This window comes from Methanogenium sp. MK-MG (assembly GCF_009914725.1).
GTDB lineage: Archaea > Halobacteriota > Methanomicrobia > Methanomicrobiales > Methanomicrobiaceae > Methanogenium.
Map to the genome: position 1 here is coordinate 23,620 of NZ_JAAAWJ010000012.1, position 20,438 is coordinate 44,057.

General features: G+C 44.4%; 24 protein-coding genes. 15 read left to right on the plus strand and 9 right to left on the minus strand.

Annotated elements, in window-relative coordinates:
• Positions 1-10: 10 nt before the first annotated feature.
• Positions 11-538, plus strand: coding sequence for a hypothetical protein (locus MKMG_RS03305; protein ID WP_165075553.1), 528 nt, complete (start codon positions 11-13; stop codon positions 536-538).
• Positions 539-654: 116 nt separating this feature from the next.
• Here the strand turns inward: MKMG_RS03305 and MKMG_RS03310 are convergent, their stop codons facing one another.
• From MKMG_RS03310 to MKMG_RS03330, 5 genes are read right to left on the minus strand one after another with little or no spacing between them, the layout of a single operon-like run.
• Positions 655-1,125, minus strand: coding sequence for a peptidylprolyl isomerase (locus MKMG_RS03310; RefSeq protein WP_165075555.1), 471 nt, complete (start codon positions 1,123-1,125; stop codon positions 655-657).
• Positions 1,125-1,688 (minus strand): peptidylprolyl isomerase, encoded by a 564-nt coding sequence (locus MKMG_RS03315; protein ID WP_216842868.1) that lies wholly within the window; start codon positions 1,686-1,688, stop codon positions 1,125-1,127. Before MKMG_RS03315 ends, MKMG_RS03310 begins: the two co-directional genes overlap by 1 nt.
• Positions 1,689-1,719: 31 nt before the next feature.
• Positions 1,720-2,835 (minus strand): sugar-specific transcriptional regulator TrmB, encoded by a 1,116-nt coding sequence (locus tag MKMG_RS03320; RefSeq protein WP_165075557.1) that lies wholly within the window; start codon positions 2,833-2,835, stop codon positions 1,720-1,722.
• Positions 2,819-3,805 carry a homoserine dehydrogenase gene (locus tag MKMG_RS03325; protein ID WP_165075560.1) on the minus strand — a complete coding sequence of 329 codons (987 nt, stop codon included), beginning with the start codon at positions 3,803-3,805 and terminating at the stop codon, positions 2,819-2,821. The genes MKMG_RS03320 and MKMG_RS03325 overlap by 17 nt, the downstream gene beginning before the upstream one ends.
• Positions 3,805-4,293: an amino acid-binding protein gene (locus MKMG_RS03330; RefSeq protein ID WP_165075562.1), complete on the minus strand. Its 489-nt coding sequence runs from the start codon at positions 4,291-4,293 to the stop codon at positions 3,805-3,807. Before MKMG_RS03330 ends, MKMG_RS03325 begins: the two co-directional genes overlap by 1 nt.
• A 126-nt stretch (positions 4,294-4,419) precedes the next feature.
• Here MKMG_RS03330 and MKMG_RS03335 point away from each other — a divergent pair, with 126 nt between their 5' ends.
• A complete protein-coding gene (locus tag MKMG_RS03335) occupies positions 4,420-4,872 on the plus strand; it encodes a hydrogenase maturation protease (protein ID WP_165075565.1) in 453 nt (150 codons plus the stop codon).
• A gap of 1 nt (position 4,873) precedes the next feature.
• Here the strand turns inward: MKMG_RS03335 and MKMG_RS03340 are convergent, their stop codons facing one another.
• The 3 genes from MKMG_RS03340 to MKMG_RS03350 form a co-directional block, all read right to left on the minus strand.
• Positions 4,874-5,602, minus strand: coding sequence for a DUF169 domain-containing protein (locus MKMG_RS03340; protein WP_165075567.1), 729 nt, complete (start codon positions 5,600-5,602; stop codon positions 4,874-4,876).
• Between the two features lie 87 nt (positions 5,603-5,689).
• Entirely contained in the window at positions 5,690-6,505 is an 816-nt protein-coding gene (locus MKMG_RS03345; RefSeq protein ID WP_165075569.1) for an NAD(+)/NADH kinase, read from the minus strand.
• Positions 6,502-7,287, minus strand: coding sequence for a bifunctional fructose-bisphosphatase/inositol-phosphate phosphatase (locus tag MKMG_RS03350; protein ID WP_165075571.1), 786 nt, complete (start codon positions 7,285-7,287; stop codon positions 6,502-6,504). The genes MKMG_RS03345 and MKMG_RS03350 overlap by 4 nt, the downstream gene beginning before the upstream one ends.
• Positions 7,288-7,365: 78 nt before the next feature.
• Between MKMG_RS03350 and MKMG_RS03355 the strand changes: the two genes are divergently transcribed.
• Together MKMG_RS03355 and speB are read left to right on the plus strand one after the other, a co-directional pair.
• Positions 7,366-7,749: a translation initiation factor IF-5A gene (locus MKMG_RS03355; RefSeq protein ID WP_165075573.1), complete on the plus strand. Its 384-nt coding sequence runs from the start codon at positions 7,366-7,368 to the stop codon at positions 7,747-7,749.
• Positions 7,750-7,751: 2 nt separating this feature from the next.
• Positions 7,752-8,606 (plus strand): agmatinase, encoded by an 855-nt coding sequence (gene speB, locus MKMG_RS03360; RefSeq protein WP_165075575.1) that lies wholly within the window; start codon positions 7,752-7,754, stop codon positions 8,604-8,606.
• Between the two features lie 33 nt (positions 8,607-8,639).
• Here speB and MKMG_RS03365 read toward each other — a convergent pair whose 3' ends face one another.
• Positions 8,640-9,302 carry a hypothetical protein gene (locus MKMG_RS03365; RefSeq protein ID WP_165075577.1) on the minus strand — a complete coding sequence of 221 codons (663 nt, stop codon included), beginning with the start codon at positions 9,300-9,302 and terminating at the stop codon, positions 8,640-8,642.
• A 581-nt stretch (positions 9,303-9,883) separates the two neighbouring features.
• Between MKMG_RS03365 and MKMG_RS03370 the strand changes: the two genes are divergently transcribed.
• From MKMG_RS03370 to MKMG_RS03420, 11 genes are all read left to right on the plus strand, one after another.
• Positions 9,884-10,450: an archaellin/type IV pilin N-terminal domain-containing protein gene (locus MKMG_RS03370; protein WP_254059072.1), complete on the plus strand. Its 567-nt coding sequence runs from the start codon at positions 9,884-9,886 to the stop codon at positions 10,448-10,450.
• Between the two features lie 459 nt (positions 10,451-10,909).
• Positions 10,910-11,740, plus strand: coding sequence for a FlaD/FlaE family flagellar protein (locus MKMG_RS03375; RefSeq protein ID WP_165075581.1), 831 nt, complete (start codon positions 10,910-10,912; stop codon positions 11,738-11,740).
• A gap of 3 nt (positions 11,741-11,743) precedes the next feature.
• Positions 11,744-12,250: a flagellin gene (locus MKMG_RS03380; RefSeq protein ID WP_165075583.1), complete on the plus strand. Its 507-nt coding sequence runs from the start codon at positions 11,744-11,746 to the stop codon at positions 12,248-12,250.
• A 10-nt stretch (positions 12,251-12,260) separates the two neighbouring features.
• Positions 12,261-12,746, plus strand: a complete 486-nt coding sequence (locus MKMG_RS03385) for a hypothetical protein (protein ID WP_165075585.1) — start codon at positions 12,261-12,263, stop codon at positions 12,744-12,746.
• Positions 12,747-12,774: 28 nt separating this feature from the next.
• Entirely contained in the window at positions 12,775-13,515 is a 741-nt protein-coding gene (locus tag MKMG_RS03390; RefSeq protein WP_165075587.1) for an ATPase domain-containing protein, read from the plus strand.
• Positions 13,516-13,518: 3 nt separating this feature from the next.
• Entirely contained in the window at positions 13,519-15,393 is a 1,875-nt protein-coding gene (locus MKMG_RS03395) for a type II/IV secretion system ATPase subunit (RefSeq protein ID WP_165075590.1), read from the plus strand.
• 3 nt (positions 15,394-15,396) lie between these two features.
• Positions 15,397-16,995, plus strand: a complete 1,599-nt coding sequence (gene flaJ, locus MKMG_RS03400; protein ID WP_165075593.1) for an archaellar assembly protein FlaJ — start codon at positions 15,397-15,399, stop codon at positions 16,993-16,995.
• On the plus strand, positions 16,995-18,308 hold the full coding sequence (locus MKMG_RS03405) for a hypothetical protein (RefSeq protein ID WP_165075596.1): 1,314 nt from the start codon (positions 16,995-16,997) through the stop codon (positions 18,306-18,308). Before flaJ ends, MKMG_RS03405 begins: the two co-directional genes overlap by 1 nt.
• The gene (locus MKMG_RS03410; RefSeq protein ID WP_165075599.1) at positions 18,305-19,105 is read left to right on the plus strand and encodes a CheF family chemotaxis protein; all 801 of its coding nucleotides are present in this window, start codon (positions 18,305-18,307) and stop codon (positions 19,103-19,105) included. The genes MKMG_RS03405 and MKMG_RS03410 overlap by 4 nt, the downstream gene beginning before the upstream one ends.
• Positions 19,106-19,216: 111 nt before the next feature.
• The gene (locus tag MKMG_RS03415; RefSeq protein WP_165075602.1) at positions 19,217-19,579 is read left to right on the plus strand and encodes a response regulator; all 363 of its coding nucleotides are present in this window, start codon (positions 19,217-19,219) and stop codon (positions 19,577-19,579) included.
• Between the two features lie 10 nt (positions 19,580-19,589).
• On the plus strand, positions 19,590-20,438 hold an 849-nt coding region (locus tag MKMG_RS03420), incomplete at its 3' end, for a chemotaxis protein CheB (protein WP_165075605.1).

The window sequence follows — 20,438 nt, forward strand, 5'->3', positions numbered from 1 at the left end:
ATTTTGATATGTGCAAACCTCAGTTCTGAAGGATTATCCGGAATGGATCATCGATAACCGGATTGAGTCATTCATGAAATCCAATATATCCGGATATTATGCTGTTGCCATGTTTCTCCTCATCGGTCTGTGTCTCGCATCGGCTGGCTGTACTGGCAACCCGGCCAGCAACCTTACCGAAAATGAACCGATGTCCGGCATCAGATATTTTTTAAATGAAATTGATTCGGGGAGAACCATTACACTGCAAAAGGGAGATTCTCTTGATATAACCCTGCCAACCACTCCCGGACTCGCCTACCGATGGATCATGCCTGTCACCGGATCAGGACCTGAACTGATGAATGCCAGCACTACAACTGAAATTCCCAATAACGCGAACTGGTCTAATGGCAGTCCGTTTTTTCCTTCCGGAAAATACCGGTTTTGTTACCGGGCGGTGAGTACCGGGACTTCGGTGTTTGAAGGGGTGTTTAGCCACAATGTATGCGACACTGAGTATTCGCGCCGGTTTAACCTCACGGTGAATATAGTGTGAGGAAATCACCTATCCGGTAAGTAGCCTGAATGCATCCACCACCGTTCAGCAGTTGGTGCTTGGACTAAATTGAGAAGTAAAGAAAAGAAGAGAATGTGAAGAACAGGCCCGCGACGTTAATCGTGGGTGGCTGACCCGAAGGGAGTAACCGAACATACCCAGATTTTGTAGTGGATATCCCTTCCTGCAAACGGATGGTTTGCATCAACAACCACCGTTGTTCTGGAGACCGACAGAATCGTCACATTTGCTTCACGACCTCTGGGCAGTTTCATGGGAAGGACTGTTCCCGGTTCCGGGATCGTATTCATCGGCAGCTTTTTCCGACTGATCTTTAAGACCAGTTTCTTATTATACGCGCCATAGGCCTCCTTTGCCGTTAAATCTACCGAGATCTCATCATCAGCCCTGCATCCGAGCAGTGCCTCCTCAAATTTAGGATTGATCTCTCCCGCACCAATGGTGTACGCCTTTGGCTCTTCATCATACGTATATTCCAGCATCTCACCGGTCTGTGCGTCAGCAGAGGAAAAATGCAGGGTGACGGTGTCACCCACTGATATTTGCGGCAACAGATTCTCAGACATCAGGCATCTGCAGGATTAATTGAAACAAGTTCAATGTCAAAATTCAGCGTTTTTCCTGCCATGGCATGATTTGTATCAACTGTTACTTCAGATGTATTGACTGCAATGACCGTAAACCGGATAAATCCCTGGTCTGTTAATGAGGAATAGGTCTCGCCAATTACCGGGGTGGTATTTTCAGCAAATATCGTTCTGTTCACCGTCATAACGAGGTCTTCATTCCATTCTCCATATGCTTCTTCAGGAGACAATTTCACTGTTTTTTTATCACCAACGGCCATTCCCACAACTGCGGCATCAAATCCGGGGATCATCTGGCCCGCTCCGACAACAAATTCAAGTGGTTGTCCCCGTTCATAGGATGAGTCAAAGACCTCTCCATCGTCATACGTTCCGGTATAATCCACCTCTACGGTGTCGCCGGCAGTTGCAACTGCTGGCGTTTGCGACTGCGTACATCCTGCAGCAAAGATACATAACAGAAGAAGACAGAGCACCCCTGCCATATGTTTCAGTAAAAGTTTCTTCATATAGTAATAGAAGTCACGATACTGATAGTTCAATATTTTGCCTGAAAATGGGTGTGTGAACGGATCAGGTATCTGAATCCGGCACATCCCCGGGATTTAACAGTATATTATTATCTTCACGGGAGAGACCGATTGCTGCAACCGCACCGATTCTTCCGTTTCCCCCAAACAGAGAGATCTGCTCTGCATCTGCCACCGTCTCTGCCATATCTGCTGTTACAACATGTGCACGCGCTGCAAGACCAAAACGGCGGAGAGGTTCTGAAATAATAAACCCCTTCTTCACCGCAATGCCCCACTCCTTCGATAATGATTCTGCCTCAATAAACCGCACCGCACGTTCGATCACATGATCGACTGCATCCGGGTTCACCGCAATCTCAATAAAGCTGCAGGAATTTCCGGCTGTACATGCGTGCAGGCAGGGGTAGAGCATTGCAACAGTATGACCAACCGGAATCACATCACGCATCTTGCCCAGATACTGGAGCAGGCCGAGGGCAAGGGCGAATGTGGCGCCGCCCTCTGTTGTATCGGTATCATCAAGGCCGATTATCAGGTGAGTAAGTGCCTGTGATACGACTTCTCCCTCGGTGATGATACCACTATCAGTCAGGCGCACCTCACAGACACCGACGGCCATTGCCATCATATCGGTCAGGGAATAAGCAGGTCCTCCCACGCATTGGATGGTCTGGATGATAAATTCCCCTTCCCTCCTCACTCCGGTAACGCCGACCGCCGGTTTCGGGTAGAGACCGATATCTGAAACAGCTGTCCCCAGATGTGCATATTCGACCAGTACTCTGCCGTCTCTTCTGATATTATGGATAACACCCCCCGCAAGGCGATGATGATATTCACAGAATGCAGCGCAGCCTGTACTCATGCACTGGTGATGGATTGCGACCTGGTTCCCGTCTGTTGTCGTAAAAATTCTTCTGCATGAACTGGTCATCACGACATTGGTTGTCACATACTTTGCCGGTGCACGCCCTTTTTTTTCTTCTTTAACTGCAACACAGCGTTCTGTTACCAGACGGTTTATCCAGTCCTGAATCGTACTTCGTGCAATCTCTGTTGCGTCGGCGATATCATTGATGGTAAAAAAGCCATTTTCGAGGGTATACTCCCTCATGATGCCAAGAAGTTCACGGCGTTTTTCAATCACGCCTGCCATAACAATCACGAATAAAGAGCAGGTCTGCGATAACCGCGCTTGCTGTCTCAGATGAACCCGCACCCTTTCCAATCAGTGTTATTTCCCCTGCCAGTAGTGTCTCGATGGTTACCGCATTGAGTGTATCGCGGACAACAAGAGGGTGGGATTTTGGTATAATACTGGGGGAGACACGGATGATCTCATTGGCCGGATCAATCTCTCCGATCAGCCGGATGGTCTGATCTTCTCTTTCAGCAAGTGCGATAGCAGCTGTTGTAACTCTGTCAATGCCGATGATATCCACATCACTGAGGCTTTTCTTCATGCCCCACACCGCATTTGCAAGAATGACCAGCTTTATTGCGGCATCAATTCCCTGGACATCATATGTGGGATCTGCTTCAGCATACCCCAGTTCGCGTGCTTCAAGAAGTGCCTGCTGGTAGGTAAGACCTTCTTCTGCCATCCGGGTCAGGATATAATTGCAGGTTCCGTTAAATACACCATAAAGGCGGGTGATCTCATTTCCTGCAATGCCATGCTTAATGGTGTGCATGAGAGGTATTGCCCCGCATACCGTTGCCTCGTAGCGCAGACTGACATTATTGTCTGCTGCAAGCGCATGGAGTTCTTCGAATTTCAGAGCAACAGGCCCCTTATTTGACGTAACAACATGTTTGCCGCCTGCAAGTGCCTGTCTGATATACCCTAATGCCGGTTCACCCGTTTCAGCATTGGTGGGAGAAACCTCGACAAGTACGTCATACGCATCTGAGGAAATGATATCAGAGACTGTTATATCAGGAGTGCCACACATGCCGGTCGCCTGTTTATTCCTGAGAATCGCTGCAATATCAAGCCCGGAACCATCGATAATACCACTCCGGGAATCTGCCACCGCAGTGATAATCAGACCGGTAGTCTTTGCAGCGATCACCTCTGCAACCCCTCTGCCAACAGATCCAAATCCAATGATTGCAATTCGCATCAGTTTCCCTCCAGCGATTCAATAATTAAAAATCCCTTGTCTCTTGCCACATCACGAAGAATTGCCAGTGCCCGGTTGATATCCTTAAGGCAATCGGATTTGATGGTCATCCTGGTTGATGAAGGTTCATTGATTGCAGGCATCACCATCGAAAGTTCATGTACTTCCGCATATCCTGTCGAATCAATCCTGTCGATGGTGTCACTGATATTGGTGTGAATCAGGTGGCCGATAAGAATTATCGATCTGCGTACAAGCAGGCGTTCTTCACCAACACGCAGAACGTTGATTTCCCGTCTGCGAAATTCTGAAAGCAAGGCGTCAAGCGAACCTTCCGGGATCTCACACATAATCTGTAAATCAAGCAGATCCCCACCGGTTTCAGGGTCACGTTCGTGAATAACTGAGAGTATATTGCCACCAATATCTGAAATTGGCTGTATAACAGAGACCAGCTGTCCGGGTGAATCTTTCATTTCCAGTTTCATTGAAACCTGCAACTATATCTCCCTCCTGCTCTTTTGTTGAACGCCAAAAGGGATAAGCATTATACTATTGGATGGAGACTTGTCTTCAGAGATTCCGGTATACTGGAATTATCAGGAGAGGTGCAGATGAGCAATGAACGTGTGCGGGTTATTGGCTGTGGCAATCCACTGATGGGAAATGATGCCGTGGGTGTCCGTGTCATTGAAACGCTGCATGAAACACATCCTGAGATTGATATCATTGAGGGTGGTGTGGGAGGACTGGGACTGATTCCCATGATGGAAGGATATGACCATGTCATCCTTGTTGATGCAACAACGGGATACGGCAACCATATCGGGGAGATTCTGGTCTTTACAAAACCTCCGTCCAATGAATTTTTCCCTCTTTCCTTATCTGATATCGGAGTGCTTGATGCAGTAAATATTGCTGAAGAACTGGGAATATGTCCACAGATAACTATTATTGGTATAGAAGCGGGGGAAATTGCAGAGTTCTCAGAATTGATGAGTCAGGAAATGGAGAGTGCAGTAGAAAACGTGTGCGAATTAATTCTGAACACGATAAAAAAAGAATAATTTATTTTTTAGAACCTGCGGCTCCCATAACCACCGGTAATGCATCTGCCACATCCTGCAGCATTTCAGCGGGAAAGCCCATTACCATCAGGTCGTCTGCAATGCCGGAAAACTTACGTGAACCATCACACCCGAGTGAAAAGTTTACTTCACCGGACATGTACGGATAGGCACAGGTGTCTGCGCATACCGACTGTATACCGGACATATTTGTGTTGATGCGACCGCCCATTTTGTAGAGGATTGCCTGAGCAATCTTCAGCATGACAAGAGGCTGTGCCATGATGATGACTACATGAGGATCAAAGGGTGTCTTTTCCAGAGGGGCATAGACCGTCGCATAGGTGCTGACTTCTTCACTGCCAGGCGGATGCACGTGAGGCACTGAGTCAATTGTCCGCATACAGCCGGCCCATGATGAGAATTTACCCAGTTTAAAGTAAAATTCGCCTGACTTCAGGGAAGGCGTCAGTTCAATCAGACCAAGGGCCCATGCACCGCCCATACACTGGTGTTTATCCGGGCGGGCATATAGGATGTCCCCGTCAGTCCGTGCCATCGTCACCATCTTACAGTGACGGGCGGCATCAGATATTTCCTCAACGCCATCCGGAATTCCCTTTTCGTTTTTTGCAAATTTCACCGCAACAGGCGAACCGGAGATGCCTGCATTTTTAAACGCATCTGCAATCTCCTTATAATTAAGGTCCATTTTGTTTTCGTCTATCATTAAATTCACCATGCATTCCGATACAGTCTCACATACACCGGGAGACAGATAAATATTATGCCACTGACAAAAAAAGAGAATAAATTATCATAATGTCCTGAGTTTCCGGTCAACTTTGGTGAAAAAATTTTTGTTCACATCGATAAAGAGCGCCGGTTCAGGAGATTCTGTAACCGTAATCAGGGATTTTTCATGCAATTCTCCTGCATACTGGCCGTCTATTACAAGGCTGGCAGGTTTGTCACTGTCCAGCTGAACAGACAGATTGCGTTCGCTTGAAATGATATGAGGCCGGGAAGAGAGCATAAACGGGGCCAGGGGAACCAGCAGAATTCCTTTTATTTTTGGATCAACAATCGGTCCCCCGGCACTCATGGCATACGCAGTTGACCCGGTGGGTGTACTGATGATAAGTCCGTCTGAACGGAATTCCTCTACCGGAATGCCATCGACAATGACGGAGAACTGAAGCATTTTTGCCGGACGTTCTGTGACAATCACCGCTTCATTCAGTGCACAATTATATATTTTACCATCCACTGAAATCTGGATCCGCATCCGTGATTCCGTCTCAATGGTATCCGGTTTCAACTGTGAAATAAATGAATACGCTTCATCGGATTCAAGGTCCGCAAGAAAACCAACTCTGCCAAAGTTGATGCCGACAAGAGCTACCTGGGGTTTCATCGACTGCACCGCATGAAGAACAGACCCATCTCCACCAATAACAACAGCAATATCGGCATCCGAATCATTCAGGGGAGAGATGTGAAACGATTCATTCAGAGGGTTTCCCTCTTCAAACCAGATGGTATGCCCGTCATCAAGAAATTTCACCCCTATTTCCCGTGCATAATCGACCGCACGGGTGTCATCAGGACGGGGAATGATTTTAATCTTCATTCAGAGTGCTCCAGACAGCTGATAATTTCGTCCTGTAATAATCCGTTCGTTGCAATCAATGCTCTTCCCTCCCTGACATCTTCAGAGAATTCTATCTGTTCTCCCGAAACAGATGTTGCCCTGCCGCCTGCCTCTTCGCATATCAGAATGCCTGCGGCTGCATCCGTATATCTGAGAGTTCCGCGCATATCGACAAAACCATCGATTCTTCCGCATCCGATATATGCAAGTTCGAGGGCGGATGCACCCAGATGGCGCCATCGTCTGATCTTACTCGTAATACGCATAAATTGCCTGGTGTCATCCCTTTTTCCATACAGACTTAGCGTTGCCGTATCAAGTGTATCAACATCAGACACCCGTATCGGCTTGCCGTTCAGAAAGGCACCGTGATCTTTTTTTGCGGTAAAGACTTCATGATGCCCAAGATTACTGATATAGGCGGCCATTACCTCTCCGTCCTGCATGTATGCTGCAGAGATTGCATAATAGGGGATTCCATGAATTGCATTATACGTGCCGTCTATCGGGTCAAGGATGATGAGACCATCTGCATCAGAGATGCGGCATCTGCCCGCCTCTTCACTTATCACCTCGCCACATGCCTCAGAGTCACGCAGATATGAAAGAATGACATCCTCTGCTTTTTTGTCAATTGCTTTTGTCGGAGTACCGTCTGCTCCCATATCAACAGTTACTCCGGCATCCGGTGTCCCTGCCATATCTCCGATTGCATCTGACACTGCTGAAGTGATCTCATCGAATAGTGAAAAAAAACTCATATCTGAACCTGCAATGCGTGCACATTACCATTGTATTTATTTAATTTTACCGAGATATGTATTGCGAGATTGATCATCATGAGTAAACAACAGACGGAAATAGGAAAACTGAAAGAAGGCAGATATGTAGTTGTTGATGATGAACCCTGCAAGATTCTTTCAATTTCAACATCAAAACCCGGAAAACACGGCGCTGCAAAATCCAGAATTGATGTCGTCGGCATCTTTGACGGAATTAAGCGTTCGATTGTTCAGCCTGTATCTGCAAAAACCTATGTGCCAATTGTTGAACGGAGAAGCGCGCAGGTAATCTCTATTGCAGGCAATACGGTCCAGTTCATGGATATTAAGGATTATGAAATGTTTGATCTTGATGTTACGGATGTTCAGCTGGGAAGTATTGAAGCAGGAGCCGAGGTTTCGTACATCGCATCACTTGGAAAGCGCAAACTTGACCTATAAGGATGCAATATTTTAATAACAATCTTTTTGCGGATGCCGACACCTCCTATGATGATGCCAGGTATGTCATCTTTGGGGTGCCATATGATGGCACAACATCATATGTGGCAGGTACGCGCCACGGCCCTGATGCAATACGTAAAGTGAGTTATAATTTTGAACAGTATCTCCCTGAATATCAGTATACCCTTAGTGAAGCAGGAATTCATGATCTCGGAAACCTGGAAGTCCCGTCGCTTCCTGAGGATGTCATTGCTGCAGTTGAAGAGATAACTGCTCAGATTGCAGCAGACGGGAAAATTCCGGTTGTTCTGGGAGGAGAACATAGTACAACCCTTGGTTCCTACCGGCCATTTACGTCTGAATGTTTTGTGGTCTGTGATGCTCATCTTGACCTGAGAGATGAATTTGGCGATACCCCGTATAACCATGCATGCATCACGCGCAGAATTTCAGAAGCAGGGGCAAAGGAGATATTCATTATTGGTGCACGCAGCGGGACAGAAGAGGAGTATGCATTCGCAGAAAATCTGAATCTGTATTCTGCTGATTGCGTCAGAGAACGGGGAATTAGATCAATTCTTGATGAAATTGTTGAAAAGATTGCAGGACGAAGTGTGTATCTTTCCATCGATGCCGACGCAATAGACTGCTGTCTTACCCCCGGTCTTGGCACCCCGGAACCCTTTGGTATTACTCATTTTGATATACGGGATGTAATCCGAAGAATCGGACCCCTCGCAGAGGCGTTTGATTACATGGAAGTCTGTCCCATTGACGCAGGCCAGACAGCGGCTGTTGCAGCAAAACTCATCCGGGAATTTATTGCAGTACACCGGATAAAAAATCAGGAATAATCCCGATTAATCAAAAAAAATAATGGGGAATCTTCAGGAATCACTTTTTGGAACCATTATTTTAATCGTATACGATTTCAGCAGTTCTTCTTTGATGACAAAATAAAAGCTGCCTGCATCATATCGTTCAATGACCCAGATATCTTTATCTGAATCCCGGGTTGTAATGGGTGCTTCATTGGCTGAATTGAATACCTGATAATCAGACCTGTCCTCTGCATTTCTTATCTGAAATTTGAGGAATGACTGGATTGGGCTGTCAGTCCACGTATCAAAAGTGATATGCATCTCCCAGTATCCGGATGGAATTGCGAGAACTTCTGTTACACCGCTTGCTTCGCCCTGAATGACTGCATATGGTACCATTTCACGGTTCTGTTGGTATGGAACCGGTTGCGCACCGATGACGGGCTGTTTGGGTGTTTCAATATTGTATGTCGATGGATCAACATAGCTTACCGTCTTTACCTCCCCGTCCCACACCGGTGTGGGCGTTGGCACTGGTGTCTCTGTTGCCCGGGGTAATGGTGTGGGCAGAATGGAAGGAATCGGCAAAGGTGCATTTGGGTCGACAGAAGGTTCTGATGTGGGCAGAAACGATATTGGTTCCCCCATGATTAGCGGTTTTCCAATAAGGGCAACAACAATGACAATGACAATTGCTGCTCCGAAAAATGCGAGATCCTTCCTGTCCATGTTAAAAGTATTGACATCTGTAGATTAAAAATATTGTATTTTGGAATGCGGAGAACAGCTGTCTGAAGTCAAAATTATGATTCAACCGCACCATCAAACACACCATCAAAGCTACGAGGGCTACCTGATTCAATATGGGCATATCAGACAAAGAGTCACATTACCCGGAGTCAATGGATAGAGAGATTCGTTTCTTTGATTCGACTCAGGATGCACTGAAGGCATCAGGAATCTCCCTGTATATTCCTCTGTATATTCCTCTGTATATTCCTCTGTATATTCCTCTGTATTCTCCAAAAGAACACACAGAGAGTTTCTGATAGATTCTGTAACGTCATATGATGGATATGTTCAGTCCGGAAATCTGCATACATAATTTGCTGTTTGTTAAATTTGGGCAGACATTATCGAACTGATATGCAAATAAGTTTTGCAAATCTTGCGTTAATTTAAATATAACCATGAATGAACGGCAGATTGCCCGGCACCATACACAATATTTATATGCTGGCTGGGCAAGGTGTACATTGTTATCATCAAACGGATGATCACGATAAAGAGGCATACAAATGAAACAATTCATGAATAAAGAGGAAGGATTTACCGGTCTTGAGGCCGCAATTGTGCTTATCGCATTTGTTGTGGTCGCCGCGGTATTCTCATACGTGGTGCTGGGCGCCGGTTTCTTCACCACACAGAAATCTCAGGAAGTTGTCTATACCAGTGTTGACATGGCATCATCCAGTATGGAAATTATTGGCGATGTGTATGGACTGAATGATACTGCTGGTACAAGCCTTGATACCATCCGCTTTACCCTTGGTCTTGCTGCTGGTGGATCGCCTGTTGACTTTAGCACTGTCCAGATGGTATTTGCTACCAGTGAGCATGTTGATATTCTTAATAAATCCCCGACTCTGGTAAGTGTATCTGATCCAGGTGCAGGAAACTGGTCTATCTTTGAAGGTGCATCGGATACCGATGTTCTTCTGGAAGGAAATGATATGTTCACCATTGTGGCTATGCCAGCAAATAATCTGTCTGCAAACCAGCTATTCAATCTTGAAATCCGCCCGTCCGTCGGTGCAGCATTTGGTCTGAAGAGAACCATTCCTGCAAAGATCAACAAAGTAAACCTACTCTACTAATCTTTTTTTTATTATCGCAAAGGAACCATTGCGGGGATATCACCTGCCCTGAAGCAGGCAATTGTGCCGATCGTTTTTGTTGTCGTTGCAGCAGTGTTCTCATGTGCTGTGTCTGATGCCAGGTTCTTCGCCACACAGGAACCCCCGGAAGTTCTTTATACCAGTGTTGAAAAACGGCACCATCCAATCCTGAAGTCTGCCCGTCCACATGTGCAGCATTCAGCCTGAAAAGAAGCACACCTTCAAAGATTGATCGGGTCAGCCTGCTCTGCTAATAATTGATCATCTTTAATGCTATGCACATCTGATCTAAAGTATTATATGTGTGATTACAAACCCAACCCAGTGTAACCAAGGAATATCCGCCGGTAAGACTTCATAAAAAAGGAATATCGGGTTTATCTCCGTCTGTCCATATTATAAACGCATATATACTATCCTATTAAAATAACTAACGTTATGGCAATAAATCAATCGCAGGTGGATCAAATAATCAGTTCGGCCTCTGTTGACGAACCAGAGGTCAAACTGCAGAACCTCCAGGATGAGGTTGATTTTATTAAAAAATCCATAAAAAAACTGCTGATTGACATCCGGGAACGCATGAATGAAATGGAAAATCCATTCATCATCACTGCACTTCAGGCGTCCCAGGAGACAGCCACCCCCCCAAATGAGTTGCCGGACGAATCTGCCGAAGAGACATCACAAAATACAAAACCAGAACTTTCCGATGCCTGTGATCCTCAAATGCAGGCATCTGATCAGTATCCCGACATTCCGGGTTTTGAAGGAAAATCATATGCAGATTTTGTCCGGATGTCAAAGGATAAAGCCCTTCTTCTTTCAATGCAGCAGAAGATGGAAGAATTATCCCCTGATAACAAAGATGTGCCATCAGAAAAACTGCGTCTTCAGAAACTTCACCGTCTGTTTGAATGGACCAATAAAATGGTGAAAAAATATGGACCTGACAGACTTGAGATCATGATTGAATCATATCGGACCATGGGATATATCACTGATGATGCATACCAGCAGGTCAATGATATTGCCCGCCTGATGCCTGAAACACTTGGAGAATCTCATGAAATCAGTTCTGATGAATTTGTTTCAGAACTCTACGTGCTCAACAGAATACTCTCGCCCAACGATTCATCGCTTGATCGTGATATGATAGAGGTCCTCATGGATATGAGAACCGGACAGCAGCCAACAGAAGAATCATCCGATAAAACCAGAAATAAACTGGCAAAAGATGAATGGATTGACATGCTTGACAGGATATAATTAATGTCAAGTGAAACATTCACCACCGCAATATTTCTTATTACTGCGATTGTAGCTGCAGCAATATTGGTGAATGCATTTTTCCCGGTCATCTATTCTGCAACCAGTACATTCACTGAATCATCACAAAATGCCGATGAACGTCTGCGAACAGATATCAAAATTGTAAATGCGCACTCTCTTTCAGACGGTGCTTCAAAGATATGGATAAAAAATATCGGTTCAATACGGATTGCCGACACTGAAATCTCTTCTTCAGATGTATACTTTGGAATTCCGGCGGATTTTGAATATATGGTTTATACCACCGAAGAGACACCTCTCTCCGGGCAATGGACATTTACCATACGTGAAGATGCCGGAACACCAAATGAATACTGGGATTCAGGTGAAACTCTTGAGATAACACTTACCGGAGATTCTTCACAATTATCAACCGGGAATTATGCATATTTCCAGTTTGTATTGCCAAATGGCGTCTCTGTCTCAACCCAGTATACCGTATCATAAGGTGTAAGTTATGGGAAGCGCAAGCCTGATTACAACCGCGATTGCTCTGGTGCTCCTGATCATTACTGCATATGTCGTTGTAGGGGCAATACTTGCTACATCAGATGTCGTGACAATGTCACAGACAGAACGATTTAGTTTTCAGGAATCAAGGATGCGCACATCAATTGATATCTTTGATATTACTGTTTCAAATGAGACACATCACCTCAATATGATTGTTAATAATAGCGGGAATGAACAGATCTCTCAGTTTAAGTATATGGATATATATATTATTCACTCAGGTGCTCAGCCAATACTAATCCCATACACAACAACACCAGGAACTGAAAATACCTGGAATGTGTCTCAGATAGCACCTGACATTATACATCCAAATGAACTTGATCCGGGTGAATCTGTGACAATGACAGTCACATACGCTGCAGGAATTCCCCCGTTCTGGATAAAGGTCACCACTCCAAACGGGGTATATGATTCAGCATACATATAATTCATAATCAATTACGAGGGACACATCAATGAGTAACGACAATGGATTAGGGGATCTGCTCGGAGGAGAGGATAGGAAGATTCTTTCAACGGGATATCCTGATATTGATAAGAAACTGGCTGACGGTCTGCCTCTGGGATCCCTGACGCTTATTGAAGGGGAAAATGACAGTGGAAAGAGTGTCATTACCCAACAGATCATCTGGGGCGGACTAAAAGGCAGTATGAATGTGGCTCTCTACACTTCAGAAAATACCTCAAAAAGTTTTTTGGGTCAGATGGACTCCATGAGCCTTGATATTTCTGATTACTTTGCATGGGGATATCTCAAGGTTTTTCCCATGCATACCATCGGGTTTGAGTGGGGCGAAAAAGAGATGCAGGGCATTTTAAAGAGAATTATTATGCACATGAATAATTCAGATGCTGATGTGATCATCATTGACTCTCTGACTCTGCTGACGGAATCCACAAGCTCAGCAGATCTGCTTGCATTTCTTACCAACTGCAAAACCCTCGTTGATACCGGAAAAACAATACTCATCACCCTCCACACATACGCATTTCAGGAGGATACCCTCGTCAGAATCCGTTCCATCTGTGATGCCCATCTGATGATGAAACGGGCACTTGTCGGTCAAAAATATATCATGGTCATGGAGGTTGTTAAAATTCGTGGAGCACGAAAGACAACCGGAAATATCGTCTCATTTGAAGTGCATCCTGGTTTTGGCATGAAGATTATTCCGATATCAATGGCACGGGTCTAAATAATGGGAACATTAAGTGCTTCAGTCAATCTTCCATTCACACCAGAAGAGACGGATGAATCAATATCCTATGATGAAAAGTCCATTGAAGCCAGTGCATTATACCGGATGCTTCCTGCTAACGCCAAGGAATATGTAAAACAGGCACCGCATCTCCTTGAATACCTCCATATCTTTCCGGTGAATACATTTGGTATTCCTCTGTTCTTCTCTGAACTGACACGTGACGTGAAAAGAATGGAGAACCCGAATATCATCTATCCGGTGAGCGATATGACATTTATTCACATATTTCCGGATGAAAATGATGTCAGAAATTTCTATATTCCAATTGAACCCTCATTCCTTCATAGCGTCACAGAACTGATGAGTCATGTTGAAAAAAAACTCGTAGACTTCATTGACAGTTTTGAAGAAGACCCGGTAACTGATGAAGAACGCATTGAAGTTCTGCACCGGGTGCTGAAGGAAATCACACATGTTGTCGGGCCTGATGAAGATATCAAGGCACTCACAGCAGGGGATGACACCGAACAGGGCCTGAAAGATAAGATCATTGGGTTTCTGAATACTGATTTTTCTGAGAAAAAAGAACTGAAGAAAGAGCAGAAAAAAGGAAAACTCCCCGATGTCCCCACCACCCCGGAAGGAAAACTCATTCTCACCCGGATGGAATTTAATTCGATACAATACCTGCTTATTCGCGATAAAGTCCAGATGGGTATTCTCGAACCATTCCTGAATGATCCCTATATCGAAGATATTACCTGTGATGGTGTAGGTCCGATCTTTATTGAGCATAAAATTTTTAAAGGAATGAAATCTGCCGTTGAATTTAAGTATTCCAAAGAAATTGATGATTTTGTCATCCGTATGGCAGAACGTATCAAACGACCGCTTACCTATCGTGATCCAATCGTTGATGCGACCTTACCTGATGGATCAAGGATTAATATCGTATATGGCACGGAAATCAGCAAACATGGTTCAAACTTTACCATACGTAAATTCAGCGAAGAACCAGCCAGTATTCTTCAGCTGATTGAATGGAAAACAACTGACTACATGACGGCCGCCTATCTCTGGATCTGTCTGGAGTTTGGCATGTCACTGTTTGTCAGTGGCGAAACGGCATCAGGAAAAACCACCAGCCTGAACGCCATTACCACCTTCCTTGCACCAGAAAATAAGATTGTAACCATTGAAGATACTCCTGAACTGACTGTGCCCCATAAAAACTGGACACGTGAGGTATCCAAAGGAAAAGGAAGCGGGGAAGGAGAAGGCGGGGCGGTTACCATGTTTGATCTGCTGCGTGCAGCTCTGCGACAGCGGCCAAACCAGATTCTTGTTGGTGAAATCAGAGGTTCCGAGGGTGCGGTGGCATTTGGTGCAATGCAGACCGGCCACCCGGTTATGAGTACATTCCACGCAGCTTCGGTTGAAAAACTCATTCAGCGTCTCTGCAGCGATCCGATTAATATCCCTGTCAGCCATGTTGATAACCTGAATATCGTGATCATCCAGAGTGCAGTAAGGAGACCAAACGGGGACATGGTGCGCAGAATGATCTCGGTCAATGAACTGGTAGGGTATGATCCTGAAACGGGTGGTTTTTCCTTTGTTTCAATGTTTGTCTGGAACCCGATTACCGATACGTTTGATTTCCCGGGGAACGGAAGCAGTTTTCTTCTGGAGAATAAAATAGGTACCCTTCTCGGGCTGCCCGATGACCGGAAAGCAGAGATCTATGATGAAGTGACAAAGAGGGCCCGGATGTTAGAGAGACTTCATAAAGCAGGATATACGGGGTTCTGGGATCTGTATCATATGATGACCAAGATCAAGAAGCAGGGTCTTCTGAAAATTGAGATCTGAGACATGTTTGAGTCATTTACCGAAGACATCCGTGAAAAATCAGGCGGCAAATTACCTTTTAAAGATTCCTGGGCGAATCTCAAGGCATTCTTTGCCCAGGTGTCAGAAAACAAACGAATGGGTTCAGACATTCTTTTCACGGTAACGTATATGGCTTCAATTATCACTGCTGACATATCGCGACCGGAAATTTTCGCATTCACTGCAACAAGAAAAGAGTACATTACATCAAAGTACATCGCGAAGGTTGAAACATTCGTTAAACGCTGGAACTATAACTATGCACGGGCTCTCGAAATGGTGGCTGAAAGAACTAAAAACCCCATCCTCTCCAGTATGCTGACACGCTACGGTAACTCAATCGGTTCAGGAGTTCCGGATAATGAATTTCTCGTCCTTGAACTGTCTACCGTAAGAATTGTCTACCGAAACCATTTCGAACAGGGTATAGAGATGCTGAAGAAATGGGGGGATGCATACATCGCTCTGATGCTTTCAGCGACAATTGTCAGTATCATCATTATGGTCTCAATTGCCATTTATGCGCCTGATAATCTGGATTCAACACTGAACACTTCGTATCTCCTGACCCTTGGTATTGCCGTCTTTGGTATTGGAACAATGTACCATGCAATCCCTGGTGATCAGAAATGCCATGAACTTCCGGGTCAGGGTAGTTATGAACAAAGGATGATACGTAAAATGGAACGGTTTATTGTTCCTACGGTGCTCATTACCTCTGTTCTGCTCCTCATCGGAGGGTTCAGCGCAGGCCTGATTTATCTTGTCATTGGAATTCTGCTTGCACCTCTTGGAATATTTGCAATCATTGATGACACAAATATTATTGGACGTGATGCTGACTTTTCCGTATTTATCAGAAGTCTGGGGACGATTATGGGGGGGAAGGGTCTCACTGTAACCTACGCCCTTGCTGAAATTGATATAAAAACCCTGAAAGTGCTGTCTGAATTTATTCAGTCTGTTTATTCCAAACTGAATCTGGGTCTGGATGAAAATATGGTGTGGGAACGGTTTATTGACGAATCCGGAAGTAACCTCATATCAAAGTACCTCAATATTTTCCGTGACTCAATAAAACTGGGCGGTAATCCTTCAGAGGTCGCACGGGTTGTCAGTTCATCCATGCTTGAACAGACGCTGTTACGCGAAAAACGGGAAATGCTTGCGACAGGATTCATTGTGCTGCTTATTCCCATGCATATAGCGATGGTTGCAATTTTTGTCTTCCTGTATCAGATATTACTTACGATGTCACATGCGGTAACTGCCGTGATGGCTTCATTTGATCAGGTCAGTAGCGCAATGAGCAGTTCAACAGCATCAATGGGGGGTTCCATGTCTGGTATGGTGAACATCTTCGTTAATTTTCCGGAAGATAAAATGGGGACATATATAGCTATTGTTCTGTTAATAATAACTGTTGCAAATATAATGGCAGGAAAGATTGTTAAGGGCGGAGCAAATTATCTGTATTACGCATTTGGAAGTATATTATTCAGTCTCACTGGAATCCTTTTAATTGTGACACCGTTTATCGTCGAGATGCTGTTTCAGATTCCAACATTTGAGGGATTATAATGAACGAAGTAGTACGTCGGTTATTGATGATGGTTGGTATTATTGCCATCGGGACTTTTCTGATTTTGTCTGATGCATCACTAATAGTTACCATATCTGCATCAGTTGCCTTTGGAATTATTATGACAATGGGCCTTGGTTTATTAAAAATCGAGGACTTCAAAAAAATTACTGCCCCAAAAAACACTACAACCGAAAATTCAGCACAGACTGCGAAAACAGAGAAACCACAACCCAAAAAAGAACGGAAAAACTTCTTTTCTAAAGGAATTTTTTCACGATTTAAGAAAAATAATACGAAAAATCAGAAAGATAAAAAGAAAAACAGTCCGGGAAAAGAACCAACGGAAACAAAAAGTACCCGGATATCAGCGGGTCTGGCTGCTGCCATCGGTTCATTCAGTACCACAATAGCAAAGGCCCGTGATAAGAAACATACCGAAAAACTTGATTCCCTTTTGAATACAGCAATTGATGAACCGATAACATCAGCATCTGATGCAAAGGAGCCTTCAGATGGAATCGATTCTTTTGACGATGAAGATTTTGGAAGCCTTGACTCTCTTGAAATTGAGGGTGAGGAGTTGTCTTTTGATTCCGATATGGACCTGCCGGCTACATCTTCATCCCATCAGAATGATGATTCTGATGAATTCAATATGGATAATGAAATTAATTCCATACTGCTTGCTGCCGGAGAGACGCCTGAGGGGGCTGACGGAGAATTTGCTCTGCAGGCCATTGAGGATGGACTTGATGAAGGGTCATTTATTAATCTCCCGGATGCCGTCTCAGATATTCAGCATGCTAATCTGAATGATTCGCTGAACGAACTGGAAAATCTCACTGAATTCGATAAAGATAATTTTGGTGCAGATGAATTATCTGATTTTGACGCAATTGATCTGGATGAACTGGAGACAGATGATCTCTCAATTGAAACAGATGAGATCATCATTGAAGAAGAGGAAGAAGTTGATGATGGAGATATTCTTCCTGATGATCACGTCTCTTTGCAGGATAAAAAGATCTCAGGAAATGAAATATCCCATCTTGGGAATACAAATCTCGGTGATCTGGAACTTGATGAAGCAGTCTCATTTTCCAGAAAAAATGAATATGACGATATCCTCAGTGTTCTTGAATCAGATATTAAAAAGGTCAAAAAGGGACCTGAGCCAAGTCTTCTTCGTGATATGAAAGATGTTCATGTCGAAGCGAAAGATCTGGTTGAAGAGCTTGAAAAAGTGCTTCATTCAATGGGGGGTAAATCCCGGCAAATAAATAATCAGAATGACAGGAGTGAAGAATGAAAACAATTCCAGTTAAATTTGAAGCCGAAGGGAAATGGATATCAGCCAAGATCGGAATCGATGAAACAACCATCCATCTGCCTGAACCGATAAATACGCAGATTCCGATAAAATCAATTGATAATGTGCAGCAAAAGAAGAATCTTCTCATCATCTCTGCTGCAGAAAAAGATTACAGAATTGCCACCGTACCCAAAGCACTGGCCATACTAAAACGGGTCATTCTTATGGGGTGTTCGGGCTATCGCCTCATGGCATTTTTTATGTCTCCTGCCATCAGGGGTGGGGTGATGGTGAATGATGCAGAATGGGAAAAAGGTGCAGTGACCGTCCTTAAAACCGGTATATGGTTTGTTAGCCAGAATCATCAGATATGTATACCGATAGCTGATGTTTCAGCAATTGAACAGACAAAAAGAGAGATACAGGGAACGGACAAAGAAGTGGTAAAGATTGATCATGTGGAGAGCGGAGATGTTTCAACAAGCTTTGTGCTCTGCCCCTCAACAACCCTGCAGGTGCTCTATAATTACCTGACTGATGCCACAAAAGGAAGTTCACTGGACGGAGAACTTGACCCTCTTTCAGGTCAGGTGGCCATGCTGGTGTACAGCGGAATGGACACTCATTCTATTGAAGGAATGCTTGAGAAATCCCAGCGTGAAATAGATGCCGTGTATGACAGAATGCTGGGACTTGGACTGGTAGAGGTGGTCCAGACACGCCGTGAGGTAAAACTGACTACAAAAGGTGTCAGGTTTGTGACGGAAGCTGTGAAACCACCCACCCCCCAGTAAATCCCCCATTTAAATAACATTTGTTTCATATAATTTTTTGACAGGTCTTATTCCAAAATACACGATTAAATATGTTTATTATGTATGTAACAAAATGTTATTGGATTATATATGGGAAGGATTCTGATCGTTGATGATACCCTCTTTATGAGAACACTTCTTAAAAATATCCTGTTTTCCGGGAATCATGATATTGTGGGTGAAGCTGAGAACGGAGAAGATGCAATCCAAAAATATCAATCGCTTCAACCTGATCTTGTGACGATGGATATTGTTATGCCGAAAAAAAATGGAATTGAAGCATTAAAAGAAATTATGACGATTAATCCGGGAGCAAAAGTGGTTATGTGCACTGCTGTCGGACAGGAACAGATGGTAAAACTTGCCATCAAAACTGGTGCCAAAGGATACATTGTAAAGCCATTTCAGGCACCTAAGGTGTTAGAAGAGATCAATAACGTATTAAAATCGTAAAAAGGTCATTATGCTCAGGGTTCTAATTGTCGATGACTCAGTATTCATACGGACTGTTTTATCAGACCTGCTTAATCGTGCTCCGGATATTGAAGTTATTGGAACTGCATGCAATGGTGTCGAAGCCCTTCCGATGATTGCAGAGCTTAAGCCGGATGTAATGACGCTTGATATTCAGATGCCCCGGATGGACGGGATTGAAACACTGCGGCAGATCAGACACCTGTCATACAGACCAAAAATCCTGGTATTAAGCACGCTGGCTTCGCGCGATGCTGAACTGACCTACAAGGCTTTGCGTCTGGGTGCCAATGATTTCATGCTGAAACCGCGGAATATATCAAAGATGCGGGGTATTGAGAATGAATTAACGGCGAAACTGAAACAGCTTATCAGTATATCAGAACCAAAGAAATGTCTGCCCAATACAGATGTTCCTGCAGAAAACATTATTTTAATTGGTTCATCTGCAGGAGGGCCTCCGATGCTGGACCAGGTTTTTTCAAATCTTAAAGGAGAACAGAATGCTGCGTTTGTAATTACCCAGCATATGCCGGAAGGATTCACTGCAGCCCTTGCAGAGCGGCTGAACAGGATATGTCCAATGCCTGTGAAAGAAACAGAAAGTGGTGACATCCTTAACAATGGCAATGTCTACCTCTCAAAGGGGGGGTATCACACCGTCATCTCCCGGCATGTTGATGAAAGGGGCCGTCAGGGTGGACAGATAACACTGACAAAATCAGCTCCTGTCCATGCCGTTCGTCCTGCTGTTGACATTACATTCTCTTCGGCCGCAAAGGTATTTGGAAAGAACTGCCTCTCAGTCATTCTCAGTGGGATGGGGAATGATGCAGGA

What these genes read in the sequence shown, in the direction of transcription:
- MKMG_RS03310 (WP_165075555.1), bottom strand. Translation starts at nt 1,125, where the DNA reads ATGTCTGAGAATCTGTTGCCGCAAATATCAGTGGGTGACACCGTCACC.
- MKMG_RS03320 (WP_165075557.1), bottom strand. Translation starts at nt 2,835, where the DNA reads ATGGCAGGCGTGATTGAAAAACGCCGTGAACTTCTTGGCATCATGAGG.
- MKMG_RS03325 (WP_165075560.1), bottom strand. Translation starts at nt 3,805, where the DNA reads ATGCGAATTGCAATCATTGGATTTGGATCTGTTGGCAGAGGGGTTGCA.
- MKMG_RS03330 (WP_165075562.1), bottom strand. Translation starts at nt 4,293, where the DNA reads ATGAAACTGGAAATGAAAGATTCACCCGGACAGCTGGTCTCTGTTATA.
- MKMG_RS03335 (WP_165075565.1), top strand. Translation starts at nt 4,420, where the DNA reads ATGAGCAATGAACGTGTGCGGGTTATTGGCTGTGGCAATCCACTGATG.
- MKMG_RS03340 (WP_165075567.1), bottom strand. Translation starts at nt 5,602, where the DNA reads ATGATAGACGAAAACAAAATGGACCTTAATTATAAGGAGATTGCAGAT.
- MKMG_RS03345 (WP_165075569.1), bottom strand. Translation starts at nt 6,505, where the DNA reads ATGAAGATTAAAATCATTCCCCGTCCTGATGACACCCGTGCGGTCGAT.
- MKMG_RS03350 (WP_165075571.1), bottom strand. Translation starts at nt 7,287, where the DNA reads ATGAGTTTTTTTTCACTATTCGATGAGATCACTTCAGCAGTGTCAGAT.
- MKMG_RS03355 (WP_165075573.1), top strand. Translation starts at nt 7,366, where the DNA reads ATGAGTAAACAACAGACGGAAATAGGAAAACTGAAAGAAGGCAGATAT.
- speB (WP_165075575.1), top strand. Translation starts at nt 7,752, where the DNA reads ATGCAATATTTTAATAACAATCTTTTTGCGGATGCCGACACCTCCTAT.
- MKMG_RS03365 (WP_165075577.1), bottom strand. Translation starts at nt 9,302, where the DNA reads ATGGACAGGAAGGATCTCGCATTTTTCGGAGCAGCAATTGTCATTGTC.
- MKMG_RS03370 (WP_254059072.1), top strand. Translation starts at nt 9,884, where the DNA reads ATGAATAAAGAGGAAGGATTTACCGGTCTTGAGGCCGCAATTGTGCTT.
- MKMG_RS03375 (WP_165075581.1), top strand. Translation starts at nt 10,910, where the DNA reads ATGGCAATAAATCAATCGCAGGTGGATCAAATAATCAGTTCGGCCTCT.
- MKMG_RS03380 (WP_165075583.1), top strand. Translation starts at nt 11,744, where the DNA reads ATGTCAAGTGAAACATTCACCACCGCAATATTTCTTATTACTGCGATT.
- MKMG_RS03385 (WP_165075585.1), top strand. Translation starts at nt 12,261, where the DNA reads ATGGGAAGCGCAAGCCTGATTACAACCGCGATTGCTCTGGTGCTCCTG.
- MKMG_RS03390 (WP_165075587.1), top strand. Translation starts at nt 12,775, where the DNA reads ATGAGTAACGACAATGGATTAGGGGATCTGCTCGGAGGAGAGGATAGG.
- MKMG_RS03395 (WP_165075590.1), top strand. Translation starts at nt 13,519, where the DNA reads ATGGGAACATTAAGTGCTTCAGTCAATCTTCCATTCACACCAGAAGAG.
- flaJ (WP_165075593.1), top strand. Translation starts at nt 15,397, where the DNA reads ATGTTTGAGTCATTTACCGAAGACATCCGTGAAAAATCAGGCGGCAAA.
- MKMG_RS03405 (WP_165075596.1), top strand. Translation starts at nt 16,995, where the DNA reads ATGAACGAAGTAGTACGTCGGTTATTGATGATGGTTGGTATTATTGCC.
- MKMG_RS03410 (WP_165075599.1), top strand. Translation starts at nt 18,305, where the DNA reads ATGAAAACAATTCCAGTTAAATTTGAAGCCGAAGGGAAATGGATATCA.
- MKMG_RS03415 (WP_165075602.1), top strand. Translation starts at nt 19,217, where the DNA reads ATGGGAAGGATTCTGATCGTTGATGATACCCTCTTTATGAGAACACTT.